Annotated in this window: 15 protein-coding genes; 6 read left to right on the plus strand and 9 right to left on the minus strand. The window is 72.9% G+C overall.

Annotated elements, in window-relative coordinates:
* Window positions 1-3 precede the first annotated feature (3 nt).
* Window positions 4-906: an RNA polymerase sigma factor SigF gene (locus ACZ62B_RS07300; protein ID WP_073933416.1), complete on the plus strand. Its 903-nt coding sequence runs from the start codon at window positions 4-6 to the stop codon at window positions 904-906.
* Between the two features lie 115 nt (window positions 907-1,021).
* Here the strand turns inward: ACZ62B_RS07300 and ACZ62B_RS07305 are convergent, their stop codons facing one another.
* Window positions 1,022-1,219: a hypothetical protein gene (locus tag ACZ62B_RS07305; RefSeq protein WP_344569486.1), complete on the minus strand. Its 198-nt coding sequence runs from the start codon at window positions 1,217-1,219 to the stop codon at window positions 1,022-1,024.
* Window positions 1,220-1,483: 264 nt separating this feature from the next.
* On the opposite strand from ACZ62B_RS07305, the gene ACZ62B_RS07310 reads away from it, so the two are divergent.
* The 3 genes from ACZ62B_RS07310 (at window position 1,484) to ACZ62B_RS07320 (ending at window position 5,459) form a co-directional block, all read left to right on the plus strand.
* Window positions 1,484-1,975: a MarR family winged helix-turn-helix transcriptional regulator gene (locus ACZ62B_RS07310; RefSeq protein ID WP_468721114.1), complete on the plus strand. Its 492-nt coding sequence runs from the start codon at window positions 1,484-1,486 to the stop codon at window positions 1,973-1,975.
* 85 nt (window positions 1,976-2,060) lie between these two features.
* On the plus strand, window positions 2,061-4,520 hold the full coding sequence (locus ACZ62B_RS07315) for an MFS transporter (protein WP_468887341.1): 2,460 nt from the start codon (window positions 2,061-2,063) through the stop codon (window positions 4,518-4,520).
* 117 nt (window positions 4,521-4,637) lie between these two features.
* Entirely contained in the window at window positions 4,638-5,459 is an 822-nt protein-coding gene (locus ACZ62B_RS07320) for a YceI family protein (RefSeq protein ID WP_344569492.1), read from the plus strand.
* An 18-nt stretch (window positions 5,460-5,477) separates the two neighbouring features.
* Here ACZ62B_RS07320 and ACZ62B_RS07325 read toward each other — a convergent pair whose 3' ends face one another.
* Window positions 5,478-6,203, minus strand: a complete 726-nt coding sequence (locus tag ACZ62B_RS07325) for an ANTAR domain-containing protein (RefSeq protein ID WP_344569493.1) — start codon at window positions 6,201-6,203, stop codon at window positions 5,478-5,480.
* A 245-nt stretch (window positions 6,204-6,448) separates the two neighbouring features.
* Here ACZ62B_RS07325 and ACZ62B_RS07330 point away from each other — a divergent pair, with 245 nt between their 5' ends.
* Complete coding sequence (locus ACZ62B_RS07330; protein ID WP_469689400.1) at window positions 6,449-6,805, plus strand: STAS domain-containing protein; 357 nt, start codon at window positions 6,449-6,451, stop codon at window positions 6,803-6,805.
* A gap of 9 nt (window positions 6,806-6,814) precedes the next feature.
* Complete coding sequence (locus ACZ62B_RS07335; protein ID WP_344569495.1) at window positions 6,815-7,285, plus strand: PPOX class F420-dependent oxidoreductase; 471 nt, start codon at window positions 6,815-6,817, stop codon at window positions 7,283-7,285.
* A 61-nt stretch (window positions 7,286-7,346) separates the two neighbouring features.
* Here the strand turns inward: ACZ62B_RS07335 and ACZ62B_RS07340 are convergent, their stop codons facing one another.
* The 7 genes from ACZ62B_RS07340 to ACZ62B_RS07370 form a co-directional block, all read right to left on the minus strand.
* On the minus strand, window positions 7,347-9,533 hold the full coding sequence (locus tag ACZ62B_RS07340) for an ArnT family glycosyltransferase (protein ID WP_469689401.1): 2,187 nt from the start codon (window positions 9,531-9,533) through the stop codon (window positions 7,347-7,349).
* Window positions 9,530-10,894 (minus strand): bifunctional glycosyltransferase family 2/GtrA family protein, encoded by a 1,365-nt coding sequence (locus tag ACZ62B_RS07345; RefSeq protein WP_344569499.1) that lies wholly within the window; start codon window positions 10,892-10,894, stop codon window positions 9,530-9,532. Before ACZ62B_RS07345 ends, ACZ62B_RS07340 begins: the two co-directional genes overlap by 4 nt.
* Before the next feature lie 14 nt (window positions 10,895-10,908).
* Window positions 10,909-12,480, minus strand: a complete 1,572-nt coding sequence (locus tag ACZ62B_RS07350) for a sensor histidine kinase (protein ID WP_469689402.1) — start codon at window positions 12,478-12,480, stop codon at window positions 10,909-10,911.
* Window positions 12,477-13,217: a response regulator transcription factor gene (locus tag ACZ62B_RS07355; protein WP_344569503.1), complete on the minus strand. Its 741-nt coding sequence runs from the start codon at window positions 13,215-13,217 to the stop codon at window positions 12,477-12,479. The genes ACZ62B_RS07350 and ACZ62B_RS07355 overlap by 4 nt, the downstream gene beginning before the upstream one ends.
* Window positions 13,218-13,319: 102 nt before the next feature.
* Window positions 13,320-14,222 carry an amidohydrolase family protein gene (locus ACZ62B_RS07360; protein WP_468887347.1) on the minus strand — a complete coding sequence of 301 codons (903 nt, stop codon included), beginning with the start codon at window positions 14,220-14,222 and terminating at the stop codon, window positions 13,320-13,322.
* Between the two features lie 276 nt (window positions 14,223-14,498).
* Window positions 14,499-15,383 carry a DUF2797 domain-containing protein gene (locus ACZ62B_RS07365; protein ID WP_468887349.1) on the minus strand — a complete coding sequence of 295 codons (885 nt, stop codon included), beginning with the start codon at window positions 15,381-15,383 and terminating at the stop codon, window positions 14,499-14,501.
* Between the two features lie 48 nt (window positions 15,384-15,431).
* Complete coding sequence (locus ACZ62B_RS07370) at window positions 15,432-15,833, minus strand: HGxxPAAW family protein (protein ID WP_344569509.1); 402 nt, start codon at window positions 15,831-15,833, stop codon at window positions 15,432-15,434.
* Between the last annotated feature and the right edge of the window lie 2 nt (window positions 15,834-15,835).

The raw sequence follows: 15,835 nt of genomic DNA on the forward strand, positions 1-15,835 counted from the left end.
GGCATGTCCGCAGAACAGGGCAGCTCGAAGGTGCTCACGCTCGCGGAGAGCGAGACAGCTCCCCATGCTCTCGACGCACTCGGCCCCATCGACGAGGGCCCGGCCCTCCCGACCACGCCCGCTCCGGAACTCCCGGACACGGCGGCCCTCGACACCCGCACCCTGTCCCGCTCCCTGTTCCTGCGACTCGCCGTACTGGACGAGGACAGCCCGGAGCGCGCCTACGTCCGGGACACCCTGATCGAGCTCAACCTGCCGCTGGTGCGGTACGCGGCGGCGCGGTTCCGCTCGCGCAACGAGCCGATGGAGGACATCGTCCAGGTCGGCACCATCGGGCTGATCAAGGCGATCGACCGCTTCGACTGCGAACGGGGCGTGGAGTTCCCGACGTTCGCGATGCCGACGGTGGTCGGCGAGATCAAGCGGTTCTTCCGCGACACGTCGTGGTCGGTGCGGGTGCCGCGCCGGCTGCAGGAGCTGCGCCTGGCGCTGACGAAGGCCGGCGACGAGCTCTCCCAGAAGCTGGACCGCTCCCCGACGGTCGCCGAACTCGCCGCCGTGCTGGGCGTGTCGGAGGAGGACGTCGTCGACGGGCTCGCGGTCGGCAACGCGTACACGGCGTCCTCGCTGGACTCCCCCGCCCCCGAGGACGACGGAGGCGAGGGCTCGCTCGCGGACCGCCTCGGCTACGAGGACACGGCGCTGGAGGGCGTGGAGTACCGCGAGTCGCTCAAGCCGCTGCTGGCCAAGCTGCCGCCCCGGGAGCGGCGGATCATCATGCTCCGCTTCTTCGCCAACATGACCCAGTCGCAGATCGGCGAGGAGGTCGGCATCTCCCAGATGCACGTCTCGCGCCTGCTCACCCGGACGCTGGCCCAGCTGCGGGAGGGCCTCATCTCGGACTGAGGCACGACGGAAGGCGGAGCGCCCGAGGGACGCTCCGCGCGTGACATCGGTTTCGTGGCCGCCGGGGCGCCCTGTGAGGGCGCGACGGCGGCCGCCGCGCTGTCGGCCGCCTCGGTTACTTCAGCGCGAGCCAAGCCACCGCCGCGACGACCGCCACGGCGACGACGACGCCGACGATCAGGCCGATCCGCGGGCCGCCGCCGGTGGTCGCGGCGGCCTGCCGGCCCTGGGGTTCCTCGTCGACGAACGCGCGGAACATCTGGGTGCTGCCGGCGGGGTCGTGGTTGCCCTGCGGGCCCTGGGTGTTAGCCATGCCCCGAGACCCTAGCGAATGCCCGGTGAGGCGCCCAAGCGGGGGCGCCGGCAAGGGCCGTCGGGCGACGCCGGCGAGAAGTGACGGGCGGCGCCGACCGGGGCCGGCGGGCGGCGTCGGCGGTGCGGACCCACCCGGGCCTGCGGGTTTACTTTCGCGATTACTTGCCTTTGCCAAGTTTTTGGGCCAGGGCCCCCGTTTTTATTTGCCTTCAGCAACCATCGATTCCTATCGTTGCCCTAAGCAATCAAAACGGGAGGTGTCATGGCCGAGCAGGCGCAGTACGAGGAGCTGGTTCGACAGTTCAGCGCCTTCGGCGCCGTCAAGCGGGAAATGAACCGGATCATGCCGGCCGACTGCCACGGCGGCTCCGCCGCCGTGCTGACACTGCTCGGCCGCCACGACGACATGCGCATGAGCAAGATCGCCGAGCTGCTGTCCGTGGACATGTCGGTCACCAGCCGCCACGTCGCCCACCTGGCCGAGCGCGGCTGGCTCGAACGCTCCCCCGACCCCGCCGACAAACGGTCCCGCATCCTGCACCTCACCCCCGCCGGCCGGACCCAGCTCGACGAGCTGTTCCGGCGGACCACCCGGCTTCTCGCCGAGCGCCTGGACGACTGGTCCGACGACGAGGTCAGCCGGCTCACCCAGCTGATGGCCCGGCTCAGGGACAGCTTCGGCGACTGCCGAGCGGTGCCCCGCCCGGCGTCTCCCGCTCCCGAACAGACCACCCGTACACCCGCGAGCACGTAAGAGAAGGAAGTCCATGGCAACGACCACACCGAACGGTGTGCGGGCTCATGCCAAGCACGGGGGAGGCTCCTCCGCAGACGCTCCGATGACCCATCGGCAGATCATGGAGGCGCTGTCCGGGCTGCTGCTCGGCATGTTCTGCGCCATCCTGTCGTCGACCATCGTCACCAACGCCCTGCCCGAGATCGTCTCCGACCTCGGCGGCGGCCAGAGCGCCTACACCTGGGTCGTCACCGCCTCGCTGCTGACGATGACCGCCTCCACCCCCCTGTGGGGCAAGCTCGCCGACCTCACCAGCAAGAAGATCCTGGTCCAGGCGGCCCTGGTCGTCTTCGTCATCGGCTCCGTCGTGGCCGGTCTGGCGCAGAACCCGGCGATGCTGATCACCGCGCGCGCCATCCAGGGCCTGGGCGCCGGCGGTCTGTCCGCCCTGGCGCAGATCATCATGGCCGCGATGATCTCCCCGCGCGAGCGCGGACGCTACTCCGGCTACCTGGGCGCGACCTTCGCCGTCGCGACCGTCGGCGGCCCGCTGCTCGGCGGCGTGATCACCGACACCAGCTGGCTCGGCTGGCGCTGGTGCCTCTACGTCGGCGTGCCCTTCGCGATCATCGCGCTGATCGTGCTGCAGAAGACGCTGAACCTCCCCGTGGTCAAGCGGAAGGTCAAGGTCGACTGGGCCGGCGCCTTCTTCGTCACCGCGGCCGTCTGCCTGCTGCTCGTCTGGGTCACCTTCGCCGACGACAAGTACTCCTGGATGTCCTGGCAGACCGGCGTCATGGTCGGCGGCGCGATCGTCCTGACGCTGGTCTTCCTGCTCGTCGAGTCGAAGGCGAGCGAGCCGATCATCCCGCTGCGCCTGTTCCGGAACCGCACCATCACGCTGGCCTCGCTGGCCTCGCTGTTCGTCGGTATCGCGATGTTCGCGGGCACCGTCTACTTCAGCCAGTACTTCCAGCTCGCCCGGGACAAGTCCCCGACGATGTCGGGCGTCATGACCATCCCGATGATCGGCGGCCTGTTCATATCGTCCACGGTCTCCGGCATCATCATCACCAAGACCGGCAGGTGGAAGAGCTGGCTGCTGGCCGGCGGCGTGCTGCTGACGGCGGGCCTGGGCCTGCTGGGCACCATGCGCTACGACACCCCGTACTGGCACATCGGCGTCTTCATGGCGCTCATGGGCCTCGGCGTCGGCATGATGATGCAGAACCTGGTCCTGTGCACGCAGAACCAGGTGGCCCCGGGCGACCTGGGCGCGGCCTCCTCCGTCGTGACCTTCTTCCGGTCCCTCGGCGGCGCGGTGGGCGTCTCCGTGCTCGGCTCGGTCATGTCCAGCCGGATCAGCGGCTACGCCCAGGACACCATCGGACAGCTCAGCCCGCAGGAGCAGGCCGCCGCCGCCCAGGCCTCCGGCAGCGGCACGATCCCCGACATGGACCTGCTGCCCCCGTCCATCCGCACCTGGCTGGAGAGCGCCTACGGGCACGGCATCGCCGACATCTTCCTGTACGTCGCCCCGGTCGCCCTGCTCGCCTTCCTGGTGACGCTGTTCATCAAGGAGGTCCCGCTGCGGACCTCCGGCGCGCTGGCCCAGGCCGCGGAGGCGTCGGCCGAGACCGCCCCGCCGGTGGCACCGGCCCCCGCCGAGGCCGCCCGCGCCGCCGACGAGCCGGTTCCGGCCGGCGCGGTCGCGGCCGTGACATCGGCCCCCTCGGCCACGCAGCGCCTCTCCGCCGTCGCCACGGCGGCCGGACCCGGTGAGCCGGAGGCACCCGTCTCCGGTGGCATCCCGGTACGCGGTGCCGTGCGCGGTGCCGACGGCGCGCCCGTGCCGCGGGCCGCCGTCACGCTGATCTCGCTGGGCGGGCGTCAGCTCGGCCGGTCGGTGGCGCAGGCCGACGGCGCGTACGCGGTGGACGCGCCCGGCGCCGGGTCGTACGTCCTGATCGCCGCCGCCGACGGCCACCAGCCGCAGGCGTCCACGATCGTCGTGAACGGCGAACCGGTCGCCTACGACATCCTGCTCAGCGGCACCAGCGGGCTGACCGGGCTGGTCCGCACGGCGGACGGCGGGCTGCCGGTGAAGGACGCGATGGTGATCGTCACCGATGTGCGCGGCGATCTGCTGGCCACCGGGAGCACCGGTGAGCAGGGCGAGTTCTCGTTCGCCGAGCTGGTGCCGGGCGCGGTGACCGTGGCGGTGAACGCCGCCGGGTACCGGCCGCGCGCCCTGCCCGTCGAGGTGGGCGGCACCGGGGTCACCCGGGTCGAGGTCGACCTGGAGACCGGCGCCCGGGTGCGGGGCGTGGTCCGCGCTCCGCACGGGCCGCTGGCCGACGCCCGGGTCACCCTGGTCGACGCGGCCGGCAACGTGGCCGGCACGGCGACGACCGGCGCGGACGGCGCGTACGCCTTCGCCGATCTGGACGGCGGCGAGTACACCGTCATCGCCACGGGCTACCCGCCGGTGGCGACCGCGCTGACCGTCTCCGGCACCGGTGTCGACGACCACGACATCGAGCTCGCCCACCCGGGCGAGTAGTCGAACCCCGGCCCGTGGCGGGCGGGCGCGTCCTGTAGCGGAGACGCGCCCCCGCCGCGGGCCGGTCCGTCCACGACCACTTCGTACGCGTATACGCATGTGCAGGGAGAAAACGGGATGCCACTGACCGCGAGGATCCGTACCCGGGACGGATGGGCCGTGTCGCACGCGGTCGTCACGGTGACCGACGGGACCGGTACGCAGGTGCTGCGCGCCGGGGCCGACGCCGAGGGCGCCGTGCGGGACGCCACCGCGCTGGCGCCGGGGGCGTACACCGTCGTCGTCACCGCGGTCGGGTACGCGCCCGCCGCCGCGAGCGCCATCGTCACCGCGAGCGGGCGGGCCGAGGTCGGGACGGTGACGCTGGCCCGGCAGGGCGGCACCGAGCTGCCGCCGCCGGGTCCGTGGACCGTGGACCCGGCGCATTCGAGCGTGGCGGCCGTCGCCCAGCACCTGGGCATCTCCAGTGTGCGGGGCCGGTTCACCGAGTTCGCGGCCCTGGTGGAGATCGCGCCGGACGACGTCGCCGGGTCCCGCGTGGAGGCGGTGATCCGGGCGGCGTCCATCGACACCGGCAACGGGACGCGCGACACCCATCTGCGGTCCGCGGACTTCCTGGACGTCGAGCGGTACCCCGAGATCACGTACCGGTCCACCGGTCTGACCGGGGCGGGCTCCGACCGCTGGACGGTCCACGGCGAGCTGGCCATGCGGGGTGTCGTCCGGCCCGTCGACCTGGACCTGGCCTACCTCGGCACCGGGGCGGACCCCTGGGGCGGCACCCGGGCGGCCTTCCGCGCCACGGCCGAACTGCGGCGCGAGGACTTCGCGATGAACTACAACCAGGTCGTCCAGGCCGGCATCGCGGCCATCGGCACGACCCTCCGGGTGGAGCTGGACGTCCAGGCCGTGCAGGGGGAGTCGCTTCCGGCCGCGTGAGGCCCCGTCAGCCCCCCGTCAGGGGGTGTGGTCGGGGTCGACGATGCGGCGGGCGAGGTCGCGCAGTTTGACGTTCTCCCGCTGCGAGGCGCGGACCAGGCTGTCGAAGGCGCCGGCCGCGTCGATGTCCAGGCGCTCCATGAGGATGCCGGTGGCCTGGCCGATCAGGTCCCGGGTGCGCATGGCCTCGGTGAGCTGCTCGCGCACGGTGGCGGAGTCGAGGGCTATGCCGACGTGCGCGGTGAACAGCCGGCCGACCCGCAGCGCGGCCTCGTCGAAGGCGCGCGGCTTGCGGGCGTAGGCGGTGAGCACGGTCAGCCGGCGGCGGTCGGCCCGCAGCCGCAGCGACAGCACGGACCGCAGGCCGAGCCCGGACAGCGTCCCGTCGCCCTCGCCGTTCTCGCTGTCCTCGACCTCGGCCACGGGGGCGGTCCACAGGCGGTGCCAGTACGGCCGGTGCCCGTCCCCGGGGCCGTCGCCCTCCTCGGCGGCGCGTACGACGTCGTCGGTCCAGGCGAGCGTGGAGCGCCGGTCGTCCCGCTCGATGACGGAGATGCCCGCGTGGTCGGCGCCGGGCACGAGGTCGACCGCGAGACGGACGGCGGTGTCCAGGGTGGTGTCCGGGGTGGACGTCTCGTGCAGTCGCTGTGCCGCCGCAGTGAGCGCTTCCGCCAGCTCCAACCCGGCCGGGAAACGGGGCAAATCAGAAAAACGGGACGCAACCACCACGAACCTCTTCGGCATGCACGGCACCACGGCCGTGCGCAGGAGAGCTCCGCAGCACATTCCTGACTGCGAGCACAGGACGCACAGAACTCTATCTGTTCGGTTGCGATGAGGTGACGCCCGGACCTGGGGTATGGACGTCCGGGCCGATCGCCTCCCCGGTCCGCTTCCACCGCCGCCCTCCGGCATGGTGGAATGGGCGGACGGGTCAGGAAGTGGCCTTGCCGGAATCCCGGACGACGCATGTCTGCCAGGTGAGCACCGTGACCTTCCTGCCGAACCCCTCCGAACCGCGTGACGTGTCCGAGCACGCGCTGTTCCGCTTCCCCCCGGAGATCGACTTCTCCAACGCCGGGGGGCTCCTCGACGTCATCGTGGCCAAGGCCTGTCCCGGCGACGGCCGGTGGGCCCGGGTCCTGGTCCTCGACCTCACCGCGACCGTCTTCATGGACTCCCAGGGCGTCCGCCTCGTCAACGACGTACTCCGGCTGCTGCGCCCCGGCACCCTCGTGTGCGTGGTGGCCCGCCCGGACAGTGTGGCCGCCCGCGTACTCGAACTGACGGGCCTGCGCCGCGACGTCCCCGTGTACGACAACCTCCCGGAGGCACTGGCGGCCTAGTCTGACGCCATGGCACCGAACATCGCGACGAACACCCGTGTCTCCCTCGACGAGCTGCTGGACTTCGTACGGCCCCGGCACCGGGCGATCCTGCTGACCCGGCGGGCCGACGGCGGTCCCCAGGGCTCGCCGCTGACCTGCGGGGTCGACGACTCGGGCCGGATCGTGGTCTCCACGTACCCCGAGCGCGCCAAGACCCGCAACGCCAAGCGGGACAGCCGGGTGAGCCTGGTCGTCCTCAGCGACGAGTGGAACGGGCCGTGGGTCCAGATCGACGGCACCGCCGAGGTGGTGGACTCGCCCGAGTCCGTGGAGCCCCTGGTGGAGTACTACCGGAACATCGCCGGCGAGCACCCGGACTGGGACGAGTACCGCGCCGCCATGGTCAAGCAGGGAAAGTCGATCATCCGGATCACCCCGGAGCGCTGGGGCCCGGTGGCGACCGGGGGTTTCCCGGCGCGGCTGGCCGAGGGGGAGTAGGGGACGCGGGTGAGGGCGGTGACACGGGATGTCACCGCCCTCGTCCCTCATCGGGGGGCCGTCAGCCGTCGGTCGTCTTCTGCGTGAGGTCGTAGAAGGTGGCCGAGCCGGCCGTCACCTCCTTGAAGTTCTCCTGCACCCAGGAGGAGATCTGCGAGGAGCTGCCGGAGTCGCCGCCCATTCCGCCGCCCATGCCGCCGCCGGCGACGAAGTAGTGGATCTTCCCGTCCGCCACGTACTGCTTGAACCGAGCGAGCGTCGGGGACGGGTCGGTGCCGTTGAAGCCGCCGATCGCCATCACGGGTTCGCCGGTGGAGAGCTGGTAGCTCGCGGCGTTCTGGGCGCCGATGGCCGCGGCGACCCAGGTGTAGTCATCGGCGTCGGCCTCCAGCAGTTCCTTCGCCTCGGAGTCGACGTCCGCGCCGCCGAGCAGGCCGCCCATTCCGCCGCCGCCACCCATGCGGCCCTCGACACTGTCGCCGGTGCCGTTCTGCGGGGCGCCCTGGCCGTTCTGGCCCATGGGTCCGCCGCCGGGGAAGCCGCCGGTGCCGGTGCCGCCCGCGCCGGGCGGGGTCTGGCCCTGCCCCTGCCCCTGGCCGTCCTGCTGGTTCCGCCCGCCGGGTCCGCCCCCGCCGGGGAAGCCGCCACCCCCGCCCCCGCCGGGACCGCCGCCCATGCTCGCCCCGGCCGGACCGGCCGTGACGATCGAACCGGTGTGTCCCTCCTGCACGGTGCTCAGCGTGTACGCCGTCGGGCCGGCCAGCGCGGCCACCAGGCCCAGCCCCGCCGCCGCGAGCGCCACCCGCCGCCCCGCCTTGCCCGCGAAGACCAGCCCGAGGGCCGCGACCAGCCCGCCGACCAGGACCAGCCACTTCAGCCACGGCAGGTAGTCGGGCGTGCGGTCGAGCAGCACGTACCCCCAGGCCGCCGTGGCCGTGACGGCCGCCGCCAGGGCGAGCGACGCCCACGGCGCCCGCCGCTTCTCCCACAGGGCCTCCGCGCCCATGCCGACCACGGCCGCGAGGTAGGGAGCGAGGGCCACCGTGTAGTACTGGTGGAAGATGCCGGCCATGTGGCTGAAGACCACCATCGTCATCAGCAGCGAGCCGCCCCACACCAGGAACGAGGCGCGGGCGAGGTCGGTCCGTACGGCCTTCCGGGTGAGGACCAGGCCGGCGACGAGCAGGATCAGCGCGGCGGGCAGCAGCCAGGAGATCTGGCCGCCGATCTCGGAGTTGAACATCCGGTCCCAGCCGGTCTCACCCCACTGTCCACCGCCGCCACCGCCGCCACCGCCACCGACGCTGCCGGTCTCCTCGCCGTTGAGCCGGCCGAGGCCGTTGTAGCCGAAGGTCAGCTCCAGGAAGCTGTTGTTCTGCGAGCCGCCGACGTACGGCCGCGACGACGCAGGCCACAGCTCGACGACCGCCACCCACCAGCCGCCGGAGACGACCAGCGCGAGGGTCGCCAGGACCAGTTGCCCCAGCCGCTTCTTCAGCCGCACGGGCGCGCAGACGCCGTGGACCAGCGCGAGGGCCGGGAGGATCAGGAAGGCCTGGAGGGTCTTGGCGAGGAACGCGAGGCCGATCGCGGCCCCGGCCCACACCAGCCACTTCGTACGGCCGTCCTCCAGGGCGCGGACGACGAGGTAGCAGGCGACGGACATCAGCAGCGCCAGCATCGCGTCCGGGTTGTTGAACCGGAACATCAGCGCCGCGACCGGGGTGAGCGCGAGGACCGTGCCCGCGATCAGACCGGCCGCCGGGCCGAAGCGGCGGCGTACGGCCGCGTACACGACGGCGACCGTGCCGACGCCCATGAGCACCTCGGGAACAAGGATCGCCCAGGAGTTCAGGCCGAAGATCCGCACCGAGAGCTCCATCGGCCACAGCGAGGCCGGGGGCTTGTCCACGGTGATGGCGTTCGCCGCGTCCAGCGAGCCGAAGAAGAACGCCTTCCAGGACTCGCTGCCCGCCTGCACGGCCGCCGAGTAGAAGGAGTTGGCGTACCCGGAGGCGCTCAGGCCGTAGAGGTAGAGCAGCCCGGTCACCAGCAGCAGGCCGAGGAAGGCGGGACGCACCCAGCGGGGGTCCTCGGGCCGGCCGCGCCACGCTCTGCGGGCGAGGGGCCCGCGGGGTTCACCCGGTCCGGGGGCGGCGTGGCGGGCCGCAGCCGCCGGGGGCGGGGGCGGGGGTCCCCAGGTGGCGGGGTCCGCCGGGGGACTCGTCTGGTCGTGCCGCGTGGTCATCGGAAGTCCCTCGGGTCGAGGTCGGAAGAGCGGGAAGGGCGGGTGGGGAGCGGCGAGCGGACCGGCTGGAGCGGCAGGGTGGCGTCCTGCCAGGCGGGCTCGGCGGGGGTCTCGTGGGACTGGCCGCGGTCCGGGAACACCCACGCCCGGAAGAGCAGGAACCGCAGCACGGTCGCCGCGAGGTTGGCCGCGACGAGGACCGCCAGCTCGGTGGAGTGGGCGGGGTCGCTGGTCGCGGTGTTGAGCGCGGCGAGCGAGCCGCTGGTGAGGGCGAGACCGATGCCGAAGACGACGAGCCCCTGCGCCTGGTGCCGTACGGCCCCGCCGCGCCCCCGCACGCCGAAGGTGAGCCGCCGGTTGGCGGCGGTGTTGGCGACCGCCGAGACCAGCAGGGCGAGCCCGTTGGCGGTCTGCGAGCCGGTGAAGGTGCGGAAGCCGCTGTAGAGCAGCAGATAGAAGAGGGTGGACAGGACGCCGACGACACAGAAGCCGACGAGCTGGCGGGCCAGCCCCTGCGGTACGTCCTGGATGGTGCGGTCGCGCGGGTCGTCACCGAAGGGCCGGGCGAGCCGGTCCAGCGGCAGCGAGCCGGTGGCCAGGGCCCTGCCGACCCGCCAGACGCCCTTGAGGTCGTCGGTCGCCGTCCTCACGATGTGCACGGTGGAGTCGGGGTCGTCGACCCAGTCGACCGGAACCTCGTGGATGCGCAGCCCCGCACGCTCGGAGAGGACCAGCAGCTCGGTGTCGAAGAACCAGCCGCTGTCCTCCACCAGCGGCAGCAGCACCTGCGCCACGTCCCGGCGGATCGCCTTGAACCCGCACTGCGCGTCGGAGAAGCGGGCCTGGAGCGAGCCGCGCAGGATCAGGTTGTACGAACGGCTGATGAACTCCCGCTTGGCGCCCCGCACGACGCGGGAGCTGCGGCTCAGCCGGGAGCCGATGGCGAGGTCGGAGTGGCCGGAGATCAGCGGGGCGACCAGCGGCAGCAGCGCGTTGAGGTCGGTGGACAGGTCCACGTCCATGTAGGCGAGGACGGGAGCGTCCGAGGCGGACCAGACGGTCCGCAGCGCCCGGCCCCGCCCCTTCTGCTCCAGGCGCACCGACCGCACCTCCGCCAGCCGTTCCGCCAGCCGGCCGGCCACGTGCGGGGTGCTGTCCGTGGAGGCGTTGTCGGCGATCGTGATGCGGAAGGCGTAGGGGAAGGTGCGGGTCAGGTGCTCGTGCAGTCTGCGGACGCACGGCTTGAGGTCCTTCTCCTCGTTGTAGACGGGGATCACTACGTCCAGGACCGGCGTACCCGCTCCGGCGGCCGGGAGGTGCTCCCGCGCCGGCAGGGTGCCGGGAGAAGAATCGGTTCGCATGGAACCGACTCTGCTCAGACGCCCTGTCGTGCCCGTGTGGTGAGGCTGTGCCGTGGCTGTGAGTACGGCTCGTGCGCCAACTCCGGCTCGACGGCGGGGAGGTGGAGCGTGAACGCGGTGTGTCCGGGGACGCTGTCGACGGTCACGGCACCGCCGTGGGCGGTCGCCACGGCCTGCACGATGGCCAGGCCCAGTCCGGTCGAACCGGTGGCACGGGTGCGCGCCGAGTCGCCGCGCGCGAACCGTTCGAAGACGTTCGGGAGCAGTCCGGGCGGGATGCCCGGCCCGTCGTCGACCACGTCCACGCAGAGCCAGGGGCCGTTGCGGCGCACCCGCGCGGTGACGGTGGTGCCCGGCGGGGTGTGGTTGCGGGCGTTGCCCAGCAGGTTGACGAGCACCTGCTGGAGCCGGGCGGCGTCGGCGCACACCGGCGCGGGCTCGTCGGGCAGTTCGAGCCGCCACACGTGCTCCTGGCCGGCGGCCCGGGCGTCGCTGATGGTGTCCACGACGAGCGGTACGAGGTCGGTCTCCTCGAACTGGAGGGGCCGGCCCGCGTCCAGGCGGGCGAGCAGCAGCAGGTCCTCGACGAGCAGGGTCATCCGGCCCGCCTCGGACTCGATCCGTCCGAGCGCGTGCCGGGTGTCGGGGCCGACCTGCTCCCGGCCGCGCCGGGTGAGTTCGGCGTACCCCCGGATGGAGGCCAGGGGCGTACGCAGCTCATGGCTGGCGTCCGCGACGAACTGCCGTACCCGGGTCTCGCTCTCCTGGCGGGCGTGCAGCGCTCCGTGGACGTGGTCGAGCATCCGGTTCAGCGCGGCACCGACCCGGCCGACCTCGCTGTGCGGATCGCACTCGGACTCGGGGACGCGTTCCTCGAGGTTCACCTCGCCGGTGTGGAGGGGGAGTTCGGAGACGCGGGTGGCGGTGGCGGCGACCTTGCGAAGGGGGCGGGTGGCGACGCCGACCAGTACGTACCCGGCGATCCCGGCGGCGACCAGTCCGGCGCCGGTGACGCTGACCTCGACCAGGATGAGGGTCTCGATGGTGTCGTTCGTGTCGTCGGTCGGCAGCGCGACGTAGAACTCGCCGTTCCGGCCACTCTCGTACTGCACCCGGTACTCGCCCAGGCCCGGGATGTGCACGGTGTGCTGGCGGTAGTCGCGCGGGACGGTGGCGAAGGCCGCGAGCTGGGCTTCGGTGAGCTGCGTCGCCTCGGACGTCGGGACGCCGTCCTGCGTCTTGCTCTTGCTGATGATCCCGTCGGTGACCCGGCCGTTTTCGACGGTGACGCCGATGGTGCCGATGCGCTGCGGACCCATGGTGACGAAGTCGAGAGGGTCCACGCCCCTCAGGAGCTGAGGTGGCGGCCCGTCCTTCTCGGGACCGCCCGCCGCGCGCGCCGCGACCTCCTTCACCTGCCCGTCGAGCTGCTCGTAGAGATGTGACCGCAGCGCCAGCGTGGTCACGGAACCGATCACCGCGCACACCACCGCGATCAGCGCCACGGACGCGACGACGAGCCGCGTCCGCAGTGTGCGCGGGGTGCGCGCTCGCCGCTGCGGACGCGGCCGTCGCCGTCCGCTCACGAGACCGCGGGCTTGATCATGTAGCCGGCGCCGCGCCGGGTGTGGATCATCGGCTCCCGGCCCGCGTCGATCTTCCTGCGCAGATACGAGATGTACAGCTCGACGACGTTCGCCTGCCCGCCGAAGTCGTACGACCAGACCCGGTCGAGGATCTGGGCCTTGCTGAGCACGCGCCGCGGATTGCGCATGAGGAAGCGCAGCAGCTCGAACTCGGTGGCGGTGAGGTGGATGTTGTCGCCGCCGCGGGTGACCTCGTGGCTGTCCTCGTCGAGGGTGAGGTCGCCGACGACCAGCATCGACTCGGAGCGGCGGTCGGCCGCGCCGGAGCGGCGGATCAGTCCGCGCAGCCGGGCGACGACCTCCTCCAGGCTGAACGGCTTGGTGACGTAGTCGTCGCCGCCGGCGGTCAGCCCGGCGATACGGTCCTCGACGGCGTCCTTGGCGGTGAGGAACAGCACGGGCACGTCCGGCAGTTCGCGGCGCAGCCGGCCGAGGATGGCCAGGCCGTCCATGTCCGGCAGCATCATGTCCAGGACGACGGCGTCGGGCCGGAACTCGCGTGCGGTGCGGATGGCCCCCTGGCCGTCCCCCGCGCTGCGGATCTGCCAGCCTTCGTACCGCAGGGCCATGGACAGCAGCTCGGTGATCGACTGCTCGTCGTCCACCACAAGCACGCGGACGGGGCTCCCGTCCGGCCTCAGCAGTTCGGTGCGCCCCTGGGGCGAGATCGTGGTCATGACGCACACGATGTCCAGGGCCTCTGAGAACACCCTTTCGGCAACCTGTGTTTTGCCTGAGAAACTCACAGGACGTTCTCAGCCGGGGCGGGGCGGCCCCGCTCAGCCGGGCAGGCCGAAGAGCCGGGCCGCGTTGTCGTGGCACACCGCCCGCAGCCAGGCGTCCCCGAGGTCCAGCCGCTCCAGGGCGTGGAGCTGGTGGAGGTAGTGGTAGGGGATGTTGGGGAAGTCCGAGCCGAGCAGGATCCGGTCGCCGAGGTCGGCCAGCCGGGGCAGGGCCCGCCGGGGGAACGGCGCCAGGCGCTCGCTGAAGTCGGTGAAGGCCATCGTGGTGTCCAGTCGCACCTCCCCGTACCGCTCGGCGAGGTCCAGGAAGTCCTCGTACTCGGGCATCCCCAGGTGCGCCACGATCAGCCGCAGCCGGGGGTGCCGGGCCAGGACCCGGGCGATCGGCTCGGGACCGGTGTGCTTGCCGGGCGCCGGTCCGGACCCGCAGTGGATCACCACGGGCACGCCCGCCTCGGCGAGCAGCCCCCAGGCACCGTCGAGCGATTCGTCGGCCGGGTCGTACGCGCCCACCTGCACGTGCGCCTTGAAGACCCGCGCGCCGGCGTCGACGGCGTCCCGGACGTGGTCCACGACCCCGGGTTCGGGGAAGAGGGTGGAGGTGTGCAGGCAGTCGGGGGTGCGGGCGGCGAAGTCGGCCGCCCAGCCGTTCAGCCAGCGTGCCATGCCCGGCTTGTGCGGGTAGAGCATGGCGGTGAAGCCCCGTACGCCGAACTCCCGCAGCAGCGCGGCCCGTGCGGTCTCCTCCTCCCGGTAGGTGATCGGCCACTCGACGCCGCCGGTCAGCGGACCGAGCGCGTCGAAGTAGGCCCACACCTTGCGCAGCACCCGCTCCGGCATGAAGTGCGTGTGCACGTCGACGAGCCCGGGCAGCCCGAGCCCCTTCCAGAAGCGCCGTACGTCGTCGGCTTCGGTACGGGTGTCGGGGTGAGCGCTCATGCCGCCCACGATCACCCGCGACCGCGGCCGGGGTCCAGAGGGGGCTTGGGTCCGGAGGGGATGCCGTCGGCGGATCCCGTCACCGTTCGATGAGGGGAGCGTGGGCGCGGCGGCACCGGAAAGCGCCGTGAGCACAGTCGTCGGACGCCCGGAGACCGGATCGCCCCGCCGCCCCTTCCCGTCCCCGGGGCTCCGCCCCCGGCCCCCGCTCCTCAAGCTCCGGAGGGGCTGGAACCACCCGGCGTGATGCCGCCCACGCGAAGGGGCGGGCCGGGGTCAGAACAGCCCGTCCTGCGCCGCCGCCCGGTCCCTGACCGCTCTGACCGGCACCGCGAACTCCCCTCCCCGGGCCGGGAACAGGTCCCACCCGGTCAGCAGCCGGGTGTCCAGCACCACGACGCCCGTCCCCGTCCCCGCCCCCGTCGCCAGGTGCAGATCGGGACCGGCGGCGGCCACCAGCTCCCCGCTCACCGCACCCCCGGCGACCAGCTCGCTCACCTCCCCCACGGCGGCCGGCACCCCCGACAGGCCGAACACCCCGACGTGATCAACCGGCCGGAACGGCTCACGGGCGAGCGACTCCGGCCATCCGTCCAGGGCGACCGCCCGCGCGTGCAACCCGGCGATCTCGGCCGCCCGCTCCTCCTCCCCGTCCGGGAGGACCGCCCGCACCGCCCGCTTGCCGGCGTAGGGGATCCGGTCGGGCACGCGGAGCGCGGCGCGCAGCAGCTCCTCGGCGCGCCGCGCCGCCATCAGCGGCCCGGTCCCCAGCCAGCTGAAGCAGACCGCCCCCTGCTCCAGCAGCCGCGCCGGCCCCCGCCGCACGGCGGTGATCCCGACCTTGGTCATTCCCGGCCCGAACCACGCCAGGTACACGCGGTAGGGCCGCGGATCGTCCGCGAGGGTGTCGGCGGCCACCGAGTGCGCCCGGTCCAGCCGGGCGCACTCCTCGCAGCGCGCCCCCGTGCTCCGCCCCGGAACGGCCGCCCCGAGCGGACACGCGTACCCCCGTGCCCCCACGCATGTCCGCACTCCCCCTTCCCCGACCCCGAAGGCCACCCGTTTCCCCCAGGTCAGCGCGGAGCGCCGGCCGCCCTCCCACGCCAGCACGGGACCGTCCGCCGACCACCGCAGCCCCGAGCATCTCCACGCCTGTGCCATCTCCGACGAGACTAGGGGGCACCACTGACAACGCCCGTGCGCCGCGGTTCAGCCGTCGGTCCGCCCCGCCCCCGCGGGAGACCGCGTGTCCGGTACGTCACCGCGCGCCGCGGGTACGACGACCGGCCCGGCCGCCGCCCGCACCGTGCCCCGCCCCCGGCCCGCCAGCCGGCAGCCCAGGCACCGAGCGTGCCCCTGCCGGGCGCTCAGGTCCCGCACCCGCCACCCCCACTGCTCCCTCGGCCGGGGACCCGGCGGCTTGCCCCACCCGGCGAGGTGCAGCACCCAGGTGACGACCAGGCCCGCGAGGGCGATCGACGCCCCGCCCACCAGCAGCGGCCCGGACACCGTGACGATCCCGAACCCCACCACCGCGGTACCGGCCCCGGCGATCCCGAAACCCGTCCACCCCGCGACCGTGTGCCCGTGGTCATATGGATGTGCGCTCACGT

This window comes from Streptomyces sp. NPDC053426 (assembly GCF_055585405.1).